The sequence below is a fragment of the Komagataeibacter xylinus genome (assembly GCF_004302915.1).
GTDB classification, from domain to species: Bacteria; Pseudomonadota; Alphaproteobacteria; order Acetobacterales; family Acetobacteraceae; genus Komagataeibacter; species Komagataeibacter xylinus_C.
In genome coordinates, this window is record NZ_QQBI01000031.1 from 1 (window position 1) to 13,577 (window position 13,577).

At 63.0% G+C, this 13,577-nt stretch carries 14 protein-coding genes; 9 read left to right on the forward strand and 5 right to left on the reverse strand.

What is annotated here, in order from left to right; translation table 11 throughout:
- Positions 1-87: 87 nt before the first annotated feature.
- From DV027_RS13780 to DV027_RS13790, 3 genes are all read right to left on the reverse strand, one after another.
- Entirely contained in the window at positions 88-1,320 is a 1,233-nt protein-coding gene (locus DV027_RS13780) for an MFS transporter (RefSeq protein WP_130732568.1), read from the reverse strand.
- A 31-nt stretch (positions 1,321-1,351) separates the two neighbouring features.
- Positions 1,352-1,750 (reverse strand): GlcG/HbpS family heme-binding protein, encoded by a 399-nt coding sequence (locus DV027_RS13785; protein WP_130732569.1) that lies wholly within the window; start codon positions 1,748-1,750, stop codon positions 1,352-1,354.
- Positions 1,751-1,837: 87 nt separating this feature from the next.
- Positions 1,838-2,569, reverse strand: coding sequence for an IclR family transcriptional regulator (locus DV027_RS13790; RefSeq protein ID WP_130732570.1), 732 nt, complete (start codon positions 2,567-2,569; stop codon positions 1,838-1,840).
- Positions 2,570-2,846: 277 nt separating this feature from the next.
- Between DV027_RS13790 and DV027_RS13795 the strand changes: the two genes are divergently transcribed.
- The 7 genes from DV027_RS13795 (at position 2,847) to DV027_RS13825 (ending at position 8,660) form a co-directional block, all read left to right on the forward strand.
- Entirely contained in the window at positions 2,847-3,770 is a 924-nt protein-coding gene (locus DV027_RS13795) for a 2-dehydropantoate 2-reductase (RefSeq protein WP_130732587.1), read from the forward strand.
- Positions 3,771-4,082: 312 nt separating this feature from the next.
- Positions 4,083-4,529, forward strand: a complete 447-nt coding sequence (locus DV027_RS13800) for a hypothetical protein (protein WP_130732571.1) — start codon at positions 4,083-4,085, stop codon at positions 4,527-4,529.
- Positions 4,530-4,689: 160 nt separating this feature from the next.
- The gene (locus DV027_RS13805; RefSeq protein WP_130732572.1) at positions 4,690-5,346 is read left to right on the forward strand and encodes a TetR/AcrR family transcriptional regulator; all 657 of its coding nucleotides are present in this window, start codon (positions 4,690-4,692) and stop codon (positions 5,344-5,346) included.
- Positions 5,347-5,679: 333 nt separating this feature from the next.
- Complete coding sequence (locus DV027_RS13810) at positions 5,680-6,324, forward strand: Crp/Fnr family transcriptional regulator (RefSeq protein WP_242621922.1); 645 nt, start codon at positions 5,680-5,682, stop codon at positions 6,322-6,324.
- Between the two features lie 140 nt (positions 6,325-6,464).
- Positions 6,465-7,484 carry a Dyp-type peroxidase gene (locus DV027_RS13815; protein WP_130732573.1) on the forward strand — a complete coding sequence of 340 codons (1,020 nt, stop codon included), beginning with the start codon at positions 6,465-6,467 and terminating at the stop codon, positions 7,482-7,484.
- Between the two features lie 12 nt (positions 7,485-7,496).
- A complete protein-coding gene (locus DV027_RS13820) occupies positions 7,497-8,291 on the forward strand; it encodes a family 1 encapsulin nanocompartment shell protein (protein ID WP_130732574.1) in 795 nt (264 codons plus the stop codon).
- A 33-nt stretch (positions 8,292-8,324) separates the two neighbouring features.
- A complete protein-coding gene (locus DV027_RS13825) occupies positions 8,325-8,660 on the forward strand; it encodes a DUF2934 domain-containing protein (RefSeq protein WP_130732575.1) in 336 nt (111 codons plus the stop codon).
- Positions 8,661-8,699: 39 nt separating this feature from the next.
- Here the strand turns inward: DV027_RS13825 and DV027_RS13830 are convergent, their stop codons facing one another.
- Complete coding sequence (locus DV027_RS13830; RefSeq protein ID WP_130732589.1) at positions 8,700-9,755, reverse strand: YeiH family protein; 1,056 nt, start codon at positions 9,753-9,755, stop codon at positions 8,700-8,702.
- Positions 9,756-9,874: 119 nt separating this feature from the next.
- Between DV027_RS13830 and DV027_RS13835 the strand changes: the two genes are divergently transcribed.
- On the forward strand, positions 9,875-10,753 hold the full coding sequence (locus DV027_RS13835; RefSeq protein WP_130732576.1) for a LysR family transcriptional regulator: 879 nt from the start codon (positions 9,875-9,877) through the stop codon (positions 10,751-10,753).
- 59 nt (positions 10,754-10,812) lie between these two features.
- Here DV027_RS13835 and DV027_RS13840 read toward each other — a convergent pair whose 3' ends face one another.
- Positions 10,813-11,316, reverse strand: coding sequence for a phospholipase D family nuclease (locus DV027_RS13840; protein WP_130732577.1), 504 nt, complete (start codon positions 11,314-11,316; stop codon positions 10,813-10,815).
- A gap of 333 nt (positions 11,317-11,649) precedes the next feature.
- On the opposite strand from DV027_RS13840, the gene DV027_RS13845 reads away from it, so the two are divergent.
- Positions 11,650-13,395 (forward strand): oleate hydratase, encoded by a 1,746-nt coding sequence (locus DV027_RS13845; protein ID WP_130732578.1) that lies wholly within the window; start codon positions 11,650-11,652, stop codon positions 13,393-13,395.
- Positions 13,396-13,577: the final 182 nt, after the last annotated feature.

A 13,577-nucleotide genomic window follows, 5' to 3' on the forward strand; every position in this document is an offset into this window, starting at 1 on the left:
ACGACATCCTGCAGGCCGTCAAGCGATTCTGCCTCCGTACTACCAAAATCAGCGAAACTTCAGAATCAGGACACTAGAACCGGCTGCTCATTCAATATCGCCGCGCACCTCCACCTGCCCGTGGCACCTGAGCAGGGCCATGGCCAGCACATAGACCACCAGCCCCCCGGCCGACAGCACCGCCCCGCCAACCCCCAGCGCGCCATACCCGAACTGCCGCGCCAGCAGGGCGCTGCCCAGTGATGCGCCGAGGGCGTTGGCGATGTTGAAGGCCGAATGGTTGAGCGAGGCCGCCAGTGTCTGCGCATCGCCTGCAAAATCCATCAGCCGGGTCTGCAATGCCGGGCCAAGCGCGTTGACGAAGGCGGGCACGAGCAGCACATCGAGCATGAGCGCCGGCTCATTGTGCAGCACCAGCGGAAAGGCGAGCATGACCACCGCGCTGCCGCCCAGCGCCAGCAGGGCGGCACGGTCGAGGTTACGGTCCACGATCCACGCCCCCACATTGGCACCGATCAGCATGCCCGCGCCGCACACGATCATGTAGATCATGATGCGCCATTCAGGCACATGCGTCACGTTGAGCAATACGCTGGTCAGGTAGGTGTAGATTGCGAACATGCCGCCAAAGCCGATCGACGCCGTCACCAGCGTGAGCAGCACCTGCGTATTGGCCAGGGCGCGGATTTCCCTGAGCGGGGAGTTCCTGCGGTTGGGCGGGTCCGCGGGGATATAGCGCCAGATGCCCGCCACCGTCAGCAGCCCCAGCGCCGCGATGATGAGATAGGCGATACGCCAGCCAAAATGATCGGCGGCAAAGGTGGAGAACGGCGCGCCGACCAGGGTGGAAATGGCAATGCCCGACAGGATGCGCCCCACGGCCCAGCCACGCCGCGCGCGCTCGACCATCGAGGCGCCGACCAGCGCCGAGATGCCGATCAGCGCGCCATGCGGCAGCCCGGTGATGAAGCGGGCCACCTCCACCAGCCCCGGCGTGGGCATGGCCACGCTGAGCAGGTTGGCGCAGCAGAACAGGGCAAACAGGATCAGCAGCAGTTCGCGCCGCGACAGGCGCGCGCCAAGAATGGTGATGAGCGGCGCGCCGACCACCACACCCAGCGCATAGGCCGTAATGGCATGCCCCGCATCGGAGGCGGACAGCCCGAGCGAGGCTGCGAATTCGGGCAGCATGCCCATGATGGCGAACTCACCCGTGCCGACCACGAACGTGCCGAAGGTAAGGATGAAGAAAGCTGCTTTTGCGCCATGGGGCGCCGCGATGGGGGCAACCCCGCTGGCAGGGGGGGCGGTCTGGGTCATGGGAGCGGGTCCGGGTCAGGTAAGGGGGCGCTCAGGCCCCGAGCGTGTTGGCAGCGATGCGGGCGATGGCGATATCATCCTCCGTGGGCGCGCCAGAGACACCAATCGCGCCGACCACGCTGCCATGCGCGCCCCTGAGCACGAGGCCACCGCCAAAACTGGTCAGGCCGCCATTGGTGTTTTCCAGCGTGTAGGCCTCGCCCTGGGGGCGGGCGATCGTGGCCAGATCGGCGCTGTCCATATGGAACAGGGCCGCCGTGCGCGCCTTTTTGGTCGCGACATCGATCAGGCCCAGCGGCACGCCATCCATGCGGGTAAAGGCCACGGGCCATGCCCCGGCATCCACGATGGAAATGCACACGCCAAACCCGCGCTTGCGCGCCTCGGCCAGGGCGGCCTCCATCATGGTCATTGCATCGGTCAGTTTCATGTCGGCATCCACGGCTTGCATAAAAAGCGCAGCCTAGCCCCGCGCCTGCGCGGGCGTAACACACCAATCACCAAAATCCCGATTTGTTCAACATTGCTGAACCGTGGCGCGCGCCACGTGCTGCATCATCATCCAGGCCAGCCGCACAAGGCGCGGGCGTGGCAGGTCGGCACAGGGGCCGGTCAGGGCAATGGCGGCCCGGACCTCGCCATGTTCACGCCACGGCACGGCCACCGCGTTCTGGCCGGGGCGGTAGCTTTCAAGGTCAAGCGCGTACCCCCTGAGGCGCACGGCCTCGATCTGGTCGCGCACACGCCCGTCAAGCGCATGGGCGCGGGTGCTGAGCACGCGCTGGCCCATGCCGGGCACAAAGGCCAGGAACACCAGCCCCACTGCCGAACCCTCGATGGTTTCACGCCGCTGCGCGGGCGTGGCGGACCCTTCGGGGGCATGCGGGTCCACCCGGTCGAGATAGGCAGCCTCATCGCCGCTGGGCACGCCAAGGTGCACGGTCGCCCCGCTATGCCGCGCAATGGCTTCAAGCGTCGGGCGCATGCGCGCACGCAGGCCGTGGTCATCACCCATGATACGCGACAGGTTGAGAATGCGCCCGCCCAGGTGGTAGCGCATGTCGCCCGGCCTGCGCTGCACGTAGCCAAGGTGGTCGAAGGTCTGGAGGATGTTGTGGGCGGTGGTTTTTTCCATGCCTGCCTTCGCCGCGATTTCGCCCAGCCGCGCGCTGCCCCCTGCCTGCGCCATGACTTCCAGAATGGCGGCGGACCGCACGATGGACTGGATCCGTTTTGGCACGCTGGCCATGTCATCCTCCTGCATGCCCTCCGGCACGGCATGGCCGGACAGGCCCGAAACATGCCCTTACCTGAAAAATAACCGGCCACAAGGGGCAGCGGAACCGCCTGCCCGCCCTGCCTGCCGTCCGTGCTGCGCGGGCAGGGAACCGATGGCCGTGAAGCATGCGCCACCAGGCCGCCCCCGCGCGCATGCCAGCCTGACCACCCGGGCATTGACCACTCAGGCAGGACGGGAGCAGATTCGCATTGAAACGCAGGACCGGATACAGGCGGGAAACACGATGATGACTCCAAAGATCCTTGTTGTCGGCGCGGGTGCCGTGGGGGGCTATTTTGGCGCGCGCCTGGCAGCGGCGGGCCATGACGTGACGTTTCTCGTGCGGCCGCGGCGGCAGGCGCAACTCAGCGCAACAGGGCTGTGCCTTGTCAGCCCGCTGGGCGATGCAACGCTGGCCCCGCGCATGATCACGGCGGATCAGATCGCCCATCCCTACGATATCGTCATCCTGAGCGTAAAAGCCTATTCCCTTGCCGCCGCAATGGCCGACATGGCGCCTGCCATCGGGCCAGACACGCGCATCATCCCGCTGCTCAACGGCATGCAGCACCTTGAGGTGCTGGCCAGCCGCTTTGGCCGCGAGGCAGTCATGGGGGGAACCTGCTTCATCGTCAGCAGCCTCGATGCCGAAGGCCGCATCCATCAGGTGGGCGTTACCCCGCGGCTGGTATTCGGCCCGCTGGTGGCCGAACAGGACGCCAATGCCATGGCGGACGCCCTGCGCGCGCCGGGGTTCGAGACAGTGCCCTCCTCCCGCATCGTGCAGGACATGTGGAACAAATGGTCGCTCCTGGCCTCGCTGGGCACGCTATGCTGCCTCATGCGCGCGAGCGTAGGCGAGGTGGCCCGCCTGGCCGGCGGCACCGATTTCGTGCATGCCACGATAAACGAATGCACCACGGTTGCGGCAGCCGCGGGTTACCCGCTCGCGCCTGACACCATCAACGGCATTACCAGGAGGCTGACGCAGCCTGACTCCACGCTGACATCCTCCATGTTCCGCGACCTCTCGCAGGGTGCGCCGGTGGAAGCGCAGCAGATCATTGGCGATCTCGTTGCCCGCGCCCGTGCCCATGGCGTTGCCACCCCCATCCTTAACCTGACGGACCTGAACCTGCGCGCTTATGAACTGCGCCGCGACAGCCGGTGAGGCTGGAGCCTGGCACCATCAGGCAGCCGTAAGAGATTGCCTGAACAAAAGGTCATTCATGAAATAAAGGTTTCCGGGTATCGCCTTTCGAGGCTTTTTAAAAAATATTTACCAAAACTTTTATAATTCCAAGGCATTATACTGTTACGTTGCTTTCGGAAAACTGTTCAGGGACTATCGCACCCGGCGCAGGAAATGGCGGGGTGGCACGGTTTTGTCATTGACGGGCCTTTTGCCGCCAATTAAACGAAACCGAACCGTTCCGTTCAAAAAAAACGGATGGTCCCTGCTCTTCTTTCACTGGATCATGCAATGAACCCCTTCCGGCATACAGGCCTTGTGGTCCTCGCCAGTTCCCTGATCTTTCACGGCACGGCGCAGGCCGCGTGCGAGGCCACCGATGCCCGGATCGAACTCTCGGCGCACCATGTTGCGGCAGGGATCGGTTATGTCTGGGGCCAGGGCACGCTGTATGACGGCACGCACGCCTACCCCTTCACCATACGGGGCGGCGGCATGCCAAGCGTGGGCGGCATGGTGATGCGGGCGCAGGGCTGCGTGCGCAACCTTGGCCACCTGCAGGACTTCAATGGCACGTACTGGAGCGTGGGCGGCACGGCCACCATCCATCACGGCACGGCTGGCCTGGTCATGGAAAATGCCCGGGGCGTGGACATCAATCTCGTGGCAAGCACCCGGGGGGCGTTCCTGTCCGGGCAGGTCGCGCGGCTTTCTTTGCGGATGAAGGGTGGCAGCTAGCCCGGAACATGGGCGAACCACCCATTCGCAATGACCATTTGAACACACGCCCCCGTTCTGGCATCCCCGTGCCGACAGGCTGGATGGCACCATGCCTGCATACCATGTTATGTTTCATGACATAATATGACTGGCTCACGGCTGGAGTTAAGAACGAAGAATGTCTGACGTACCATCAAGACCGCCACATACGGGCGGGCGTCCGACGCCTGAAGGCTCGGCGCAACTCGACCGGCATGTTCTTGAAGTTGCAACGGCATTGTTCATCAAGCAGGGTTACGCCGCCACGTCGCTGGAACGGATCGCGCGCGTGGCGGAGTGCAGCAAGGCCAGCCTGTACCGACGCTACGCATCCAAGGAAGAACTGTTCCGCGCGGTGGTGGCGGCCCGTGGCAAACTGCTGCTCGAGGCGGCAGGTGCGGTCGAGGCCTCCTCCACCGACCCGCTGGTCGCCACGCGTGAAATCAGCGAGTTCTTCCTTGACTTCATGCTGCGGCCCGAAACGCTTGAAGCCTACCGTATTGTCATTGCGGACGGGCATCGCATCGCCTTCTTCGTGGAGGACATGATGCGGACCATCGTGGAACCCTTCGTGGCCACGCTGAGCCGCCTGATCAAGGCCGCCGCCGATGCGGGGCGCATCCACTCCACCAACCATGAAGAGACAACCCGCGTCCTGCTCAGCCTGTTCCTGGGCTGGCCGCTACAGAACACCATGCTGGGCCTGAACATGCTGCATGACCCGCAGATGCGGGCGCGCTTCTTTGAACGCGCGTGGAATATCTTTACGTCCGGCATCTGCATCCAGGAAAAATAGGGATTTCCGGATGCCGCCAGCGTTTCAGCAAGGCGGCGTTTTGCCCGCAGTTCCACCCCCGCGACAGATCGTTTTTTATAGGCGCTTCCTATATGTCATATTGCGATACGATACGGTATCGTATATATGAGTGTTAGATTACATACCCCTGGCGGATGATCATAGAATGGAATGAAGACGGTGCCGACCTGCGCGACCCTGATGGCCACGAAAGGCGCGCACCATCTGATGGCTGTCCATATCGGGGCCGCAGGATGAAATGCCCCGCCACCCATCATGGGGCCGATCCTTGATGAACACACAAAAACAACGCGTCCATGCATATAGATGTTCATGATGTTCAGAGATTTCACGCTTACTGACACCGAACGGGAGGCGTTAAACGCGATCTCCACGAAAATACACAGACCCGCAAAACGCCGTATCTACACCCAGGGCGAAGCGGGCAAATATGTCTACCGCATCCGTTCAGGCGCCGTGCGGCTGGAACATCACCTGAATGATGGCCGCAACCACATCTTTGCCTTCATGTGGCCTGACGACATGTTCGGCACCATTGAAGACGGGGTCTATCCCGCCTCCGCCATTACGCTGGTGGATACCTACCTGTTCCAGATTCCCTATCCCGCGCTGCTCAAGCTGATCGAGATCCATCCGCGCATCCAGACCCTGTTCTTGCAGCAGGCGCTCAATTACACAAAGGCCGCGCAGCGCCACCTGCTGCTGGCCACCTACCCGCTTGTGGTCAAGCGGCTGGCGGGTTTCCTGCTTGAATGCAGCAAACAGGCCGATTTCTATGACCGGCACTCCAATATCCTGACCCTGGCCATGGACCGCAGGGATATTGCCGATTACCTGGGCTTTGCCGTTGAAACGACGAGCCGCATGCTCAAGGAACTGGAAGATATGCAGCTGATCAAACGCCTCTCGTCGCAGCGCATCATGCTGGACCGGCCCAGGATCATGGAAATATTTTAAAGGGCCCCTCCCCTGACCGGGGCTGCCGCGTGTTCAATCCGCCTACCTGCCCCCTGCCGCCCCATCTTGTCACGCCCCGCCACCTGCCTATGCTAGGCCGCCATAAGCGTTGCGCGTTGCCTGCAGGGAGTTCGAGAGCATTGGCCACACCCCAACCCATTGATACAAAGCTGACCCAGGCTGCGGTTTTCCTTGTCCTGACCCTCAGCCCCGACACCGAGGTCGGCCCGCAGGTGCGCGACCTGATGGGCGACCTGTCATCACTTGTGCGCGGGGTCGGATTCCGCATTGATGATGGTCGGCTCAGTTGCATAACCGGCATCGGGTCCGAGGCGTGGGACCGCCTGTTCGGCGCACCGCGCCCGATGGACCTGCACCCGTTTGCCGAGATCAATGGCGTGCACCATGCCCCCTCCACGCCGGGCGATCTCCTGTTCCATATCCGCGCGACACGGATGGACCTGTGCTTTGAACTCGCGACCGCCATCGTCTCGCGGCTCGAAGGCGTTGCCACGGTGGTGGATGAAGTGCACGGGTTCAAGTATTTCGATGCCCGCGACCTGCTCGGTTTTGTCGATGGCACTGAAAACCCGGTGGACCAGCCCGCGCGTGATGCAACACTGATCGGTGATGAAGACCCGGCCTTTGCGGGCGGCAGTTATGTCATCATCCAGAAATACCTGCACGACCTGAAAAAATGGGATGCCATACCCACCGAGGTGCAGGAACACATCATTGGCCGCAGGAAGGTATCGGATATCGAGCTGCCTGAGGCCGCCAAGCCCAGCTATGCCCATAACGTGCTGACCAATATCGAAGAAAACGGCCAGCAGCTCCAGATCGTGCGCGACAACATGCCCTTTGGCACGGTGGGCACGGGCGAATTCGGCACCTATTTCATTGGCTATGCCCGCTCGCCCGCACGCATCGAGCGCATGCTCGACAACATGTTCGTGGGCCTGCCGCCGGGCAACTACGACCGGCTGCTTGATGTCAGCACGGCGGTGACCGGCAACCTGTTCTTCATTCCCACCAGCGATTTCCTTGATGCAGCACCCGACCTGCCCGTGCCACAGGCCGCCGTTGCCGCCCCACCGCCCGCAGCACCGCACCCCGTGGCAGAAGCAACCGGCTCGCTTGGCATCGGATCATTGAAGTAAAGGACACCAGACATGAACAACCTGCACAGACACCTCGCCCCCGTCTCGTCCGCCGCCTGGACCGAAATCGAGGAGGAAGCCACCCGCACCCTGCGCCGCCACCTGGCCGGGCGGCGCGTGGTTGATGTTTCCGAACCCAGGGGCACGGCCTTCGCCGCCGTGGGCACGGGGCGCGACAGGCGCATCGATGCACCCACCGACGGCGTGCAGGCCGTAATACGCGACGTGCTGCCGGTGGTGGAACTGCGCGTGCCCTTTACCCTGTCACGCGCGGAAATCGACGCGGTGGAACGCGGCGCACGCGATGCCGACTGGCAGCCGGTGAAGGATGCGGCCAGGAAAATCGCCTTTGCCGAGGATCGCGCCATTTTCACCGGCTATGCCGCGGCGGGCATGAAGGGCATTGCACAGGCGACCTCCAACGCGCATGTCAAGCTGCCTGCATCGGTCAAGGATTACCCGCATGCCATTGCCGATGCCCTTGGCGCGCTACGCCTTGCGGGCGTCAACGGCCCCTATGCCATCGTGCTTGGCGCCAAGGCATATGAGGCGGTCAGCGGCGGTGATGATGCAGGCTATCCGGTGCGCAAGCACATCGAAAGCCTGATCGAGGGCAAGCTGGTCTGGGCGCCCGCCATTGAAGGGGCCTTTGTCATCTCGCTGCGCGGCGGCGACATGCAGCTTGATATCGGGCAGGATTTCTCGATCGGCTATCTGGCCCATACGGCGGATACGGTCGAACTTTACCTGCAGGAGAGCTTTATCTTCCGGGTGCTGACCAGCGAGGCATCCGTCGTCCTAGACTGATTTCAAACCGAACACGCTACCAAGGACATGATCATGCAGAACCCCCTGGCCACCACGCCCGAAACCGAAGCCCGCATCACCGCCAAAGCCCAGGAACTGTGGGAAGCCGACGGCAAGCCCGGCTGTGGTGCTGCCGCCTACCGCGAAGCCGCATCCGAACTGGTCGGGATGGAAAGCAACCCCGACGCGGGCCAGATCCCCGTTGACTCACCCGTGCCGCTCGATGCGAACGGCGAGCCCATCGAGCAGGCATGGCTGGAGGAAAACCTCGGCAATTCAGGCGGCAGCATGGATGAACTTGATGACAGGCAGGAAGTACCCTTCGCCACGCGTGCGCAAGAGGCAAAGGCCCTGAAGGACCAGGACTGACCCTGCCGTGCGGGATGGCAGCCTCCATCCCGCACCGTCCTACCCCCCGACCATGAAGCGCACCAGCGCAACACTTGCGCCCAGCAGCCCGAGCAGTGAAATGGTGACCGTAACCACCAGCGCCCTGCCCGAGCGCGCAATGGCCCGGAGTTCCACCCCCAGCCCGAGCGCTGCCATGGCAAGGATGGTCAGGAACGTGGCCACATGGTTGAGCGGCACGACAAGCCCCGCCGGAATGCCCCCCGCCGTGCGCACCACCATCATGACCACAAACCCGATGATGTACCACGGCACCAGCCGGGTCAGGGGCGGCAGGCGTGATCCCTCCGCCGCCTCACGCGCGCGCCATGCGCTGGCAGTCACGGCCAGCGCCACGCAGACCGGGCCGAGCATCAGCACCCGCACCAGCTTGACCAGCGTGCCGACATGCACGGCCGCCATGCCAAAGGGCGCTGCGGCAGCCACAACCTGCGGCACGGCATAAACGCTCAACCCTGCAAGCACGCCCCCTGCACAATTGGACAGGCCCAGCAGGGGCACCACGAACGGCAGCCCCAGCACCACCACAAGGCCACCAGCCGCCGTAAAGGCAATGCTGGCGCCCACCTCGTCATCATCAGCCCCGATGACCGGGGCCGCCGCCATGATGGCCGAATTGCCGCATATGGAATTGCCGCAGGCCACCAGCAGCGTCTGCCGCGCGGGCAATCGCGCAAGCCAGCCCACGCAGCAGGTAAAGACCAGGCTGAACGCCACAATGCCCATGGCCCCCGCCACCAGCCCCGGCCCGATCGCCCGCACCGCCCCCACGCTGAACGAGGCCCCGAGCAGCACGATGGCGATATTGAGCACGGTGCGGGCACAGCAGTTTATGCCTGGCCCACAGGCAGGCGCAGGCCGCCAGATCGCACGCAGGCCCACACCGAGCAGGAGGGCCATGTTGAGGGCTTCCAGCCATGCCCTGCCAAACAGGGCCGCCTGCGCCTTTTCAAGCCCGATGGCGAGCGCGGTGATGGACAGACACAGTCCGACACCCGGTGCGACACGCGCTGAAAAATCAATGTTCCTCAACAGGAATGGTGGCCTGCATGGCATGGTCGTCACGGTATCCTCCCTTTCGCCACGCAGGGTAGGAGGTGGGCATTCAATCAATCCAATGCATAGTTCTTCTCGTTTTAATCGTTTATCATGATTGATTGTGATAGGGCTGGGGCATGACCCTTGAACAGCTCCGCCTTTTCATTGCCGTGGCCGAACGCGAGCACGTCACCGCCGCCAGCCGGGCCCTGAACGTAACGCAATCCGCCGTGTCGGCCGCCATTGCGGCCCTCGAAGAGCGCCACGGCATCAAGCTGTTCCATCGTATCGGTCGCGGCATCCGGCTGACGGAGGCAGGCCGCCTGTTCCTGCCCGAAGCCCGGGCCGTGCTGGCGCAGGTAGCCGCGGCGGAAAACATGCTGGAGGAATTCAGCGGCCTGAAACGGGGCACCTTGCGCGTGGTGGCCAGCCAGACCATTGCGGCCTACTGGCTCCCGCGCTTTGTTGTGTCATTCCGCCAGCTCTATCCGCATATTATCGTTGACGTCGCCATCAGCAACACGGAGGAAGCCGCGAACCGGGTGCGTGATGGCGTGGTTGACCTCGGCATTGTCGAGGCCCTTGTCGATGACCCTGCCCTGGCGCAATGGCCGCTGGGCAGCGACCGCCTGACCCTGATACAGGCCACCCCCTGCCCGGCCGCCCATGCCAGCACGGACTGGCTGCGCGCGGCCACATGGGTCATGCGCGAGCCGGGCTCGGGCACGCGGGCCACGCTGGAGCACCAGCTGCGCCAGTTGGGAATTGCGCCGGAAGAGCTGAAAATCGGGCTTGTCCTCCCCTCCAACGAAAGCGTGCGCACCGCGATCGAGGCCGGGGCGGGCGTTGGCGCGCTGTCTTCACTGGTCATCGCCCCCGCATTGCAGGCGGGCACGCTGCATGCCGTGCCGCGCGCGCTTGGCCCGCGCGCCTTTTACGGGCTGCGCCACAAGGAGCGCTACCGCAGCCCGGCGGCGGAAGCCCTGCTGGCCCTGATTGGCCGGGAGGCGGGCTGAAACGCCAGGCCTGGAGCATCTTCACCAGGTAGAATGTGTCCAATCAAACTGGATCTGCTCTAGCGGGCGTGATCCCAGCGGTTCTGCCAATGGGCCAGATAAGCCTGCGCAAGGGTGGGGTCATCCCAGATCACCAGGGCATTTTCACTATTCTTGCGCTGGGCCCCCTTGGTGAAATTGAAGGAGCCGGTCTCGACGTTCTGGCCGTCGGTAATGATGACCTTGTCGTGCTGCACGGCATAGACATCATCCATCCTGACCTGGATGCCGGCATCCCTGACCCGTGCGATGGCCATCTGGTTGCCCTTGCCCTGGTTGCCTTCCTCATCCAGCACGATCGCCACGTCCACGCCGCGCTTTCTGGCCTTGATCAGGGCATCGACCACGTTATCGGCGCTAAAAAAGAACGCCATCATGCGGATCTGGCTCTTGGCGCTTTTGATCACGTTGAGCACCAGTTCGGTTGCCGATCCTTCGGGCGAGAACCCGACATCGATATGCGACTGGGCATAAACCGGCGTGCTCAGGCCAATACAGAGCAGGGCTATAATAATGCTTTTCATTTTATCTTCTTTATAATCCTGTGCCCAGCCATGCGCCCCGGAACACGCAGGGCAGGTTCATCCCTGCCATACAGTCACGACACCTGATGACAAGGCCTGCCACAGCCTATGAAACGGGTTTTCATGAAAGTGTCATATACGGCCCTGCGCCTGAACGCCGGGCGCACTGCCTGGCGTACCGCGTCCGGCCCGTACGGCCCATGCATCCCCGCCTTGCCAATTGATCAATATCAACGACATGAATGCTAAAAAATCGCGCTATGTTCAGCAGACTTTCCCATCAGGGGAAGATGGCCGGGCCATGATCCATGGCCCCAGCAAGGCGCAAATTCCATGAGATATGCCCATAGCAACTTTGAAGCATTCGTCCGCCCCGAAAAACCCGCCGGGATTGACACCCGCGCGGCCTGGATCATAGGCGGCGGCCTTGGTGGCATGGCTGCCGCCGCCTTCCTGATCCGTGATGCGGGCATGCCGCCAGCACACATCACCATTCTTGAAGCCTCCGGTGCCGATGGCGGCGCGCTTGATGGCACGGGCAACGCCGAGACCGGCTGGCTCATTCGCGGTGGCCGGGAAATGGAAGAACAGTTCCAGTGCCTGTGGGATCTGTACCGCTCGATCCCGTCGCTGGAGGTGCCCGGCGCCTCCGTGCTTGATGAGTTCTACCGCCTCAACCGCGCCGACCCCAGCAGCAGCCCCATCCGCGCCATGCACGACCGCGGCCAGCCCTTGCCCGACCGTGACAGCCTGACCCTGACCGGCAAGGCACGGCGCGAGATCCTGGCCCTGATCCTGACGGATGAGGACAGGCTCGATGGCAAGACGATCAGTGATGTGCTGTCAGCCGATTTCATGAAATCGAATTTCTGGCTGTTCTGGCGCTCCATGTTCGCGTTCGAGACATGGCATAGCGCCATCGAGATGAAACGCTACCTCGCCCGTTTCGTGCACCAGATCCTGGGCCTCAAGGACCTGCACACGCTCAAATTCACGAAGTTCAACCAGCAGGAATCGCTCAGCAAGCCGGTGGCCACGTGGCTTGCGGAACAGGGCGTGGTGTTCCGCCACGGCGTGCAGGCGACCAATGTGCGTGTTGACACGGCAGGCGGCCAGAAGGTCGCAACCCGCATCGACCTGCTGGAGAACGGCCAGCCCGGCGGCATCGACATCAGGGCAGACGACCTGGTGTTCGTGACCAATGGCTCCATGGTGGAAAACTCCCGCTGGGGCGACCACCACACCCCGGCCCCGATCGAAACCGGCATTGCCGAGGGCAATATCTGGCAGCTATGGCGCAACATCGCGGCACAGGACCCCGCCTTCGGCCGGCCTGACGTGTTCTGTGGCGATACCACGAAATCACGCTGGGAATCCGCCACCGTCACCACGCGTGATTCGCGCATTCCCGATCTGGTGCACAAGGTAACGGGGCGCGACCCCTTCTCGGGCCGCACGGTTACGGGCGGGCCGATCACCATCCGCGATTCCGCGTGGCTGATGAGCTGGGTGGTCAGCCGGCAGCCGCATTTCAAGGGCCAGCCCGAAGGACAGATGGTGGCATGGCTGTACGGCCTGTTCAGCGACGTGCCGGGCAATTACGTCAAGAAACCCATGCAGGACTGCACCGGCGAGGAAATCACGCGCGAATGGCTGTTCCACATGGGCGTGCCGGAAGACCAGATTGACGACATGGCCGCCACGGGCGCCACCACCCATCCGTGCATGATGCCCTTCATCACCGCGCAGTTCATGCCGCGCGCGGCAGGCGACCGGCCGAAGGTCGTGCCCGCGGGCAGCGTCAACCTCGCCTTTCTGGGCCAGTTTGCCGAAACGCCGCGTGATACGGTGTTCACGACCGAATATTCGGTCCGCACCGCGATGGAGGCGGTCTATACGCTGCTCGACATTGACCGTGCCGTGCCAGAAGTATTTGGCAGCGTTTACGATGTGCGGATGCTGCTGCAGGCCGCAGCCGAACTGCGCGATGCCCGCAAGATCCCCGCATCAGGCGTGGTGCGCCACATGGCCGATGGTACGGAAATTGGCGATCTTCTGAGCCGCTACGGCCTGATCTAGCAGGCCGCCCGCGCAGGCGTTACAGAAAAAGCGTCCCCTTTCAAAATAAAGGGGGCAGCCGATCGCGTTTAGAGACTGCTTGAAAACAATTCATTGATTGAAATAACAAAAGTTTTTGGGTGCCGCCTTTTTTAAAAAGGCGGCATTCCTTGAAGCTTTCTGGAAAAAGCTTCACCAAAAAC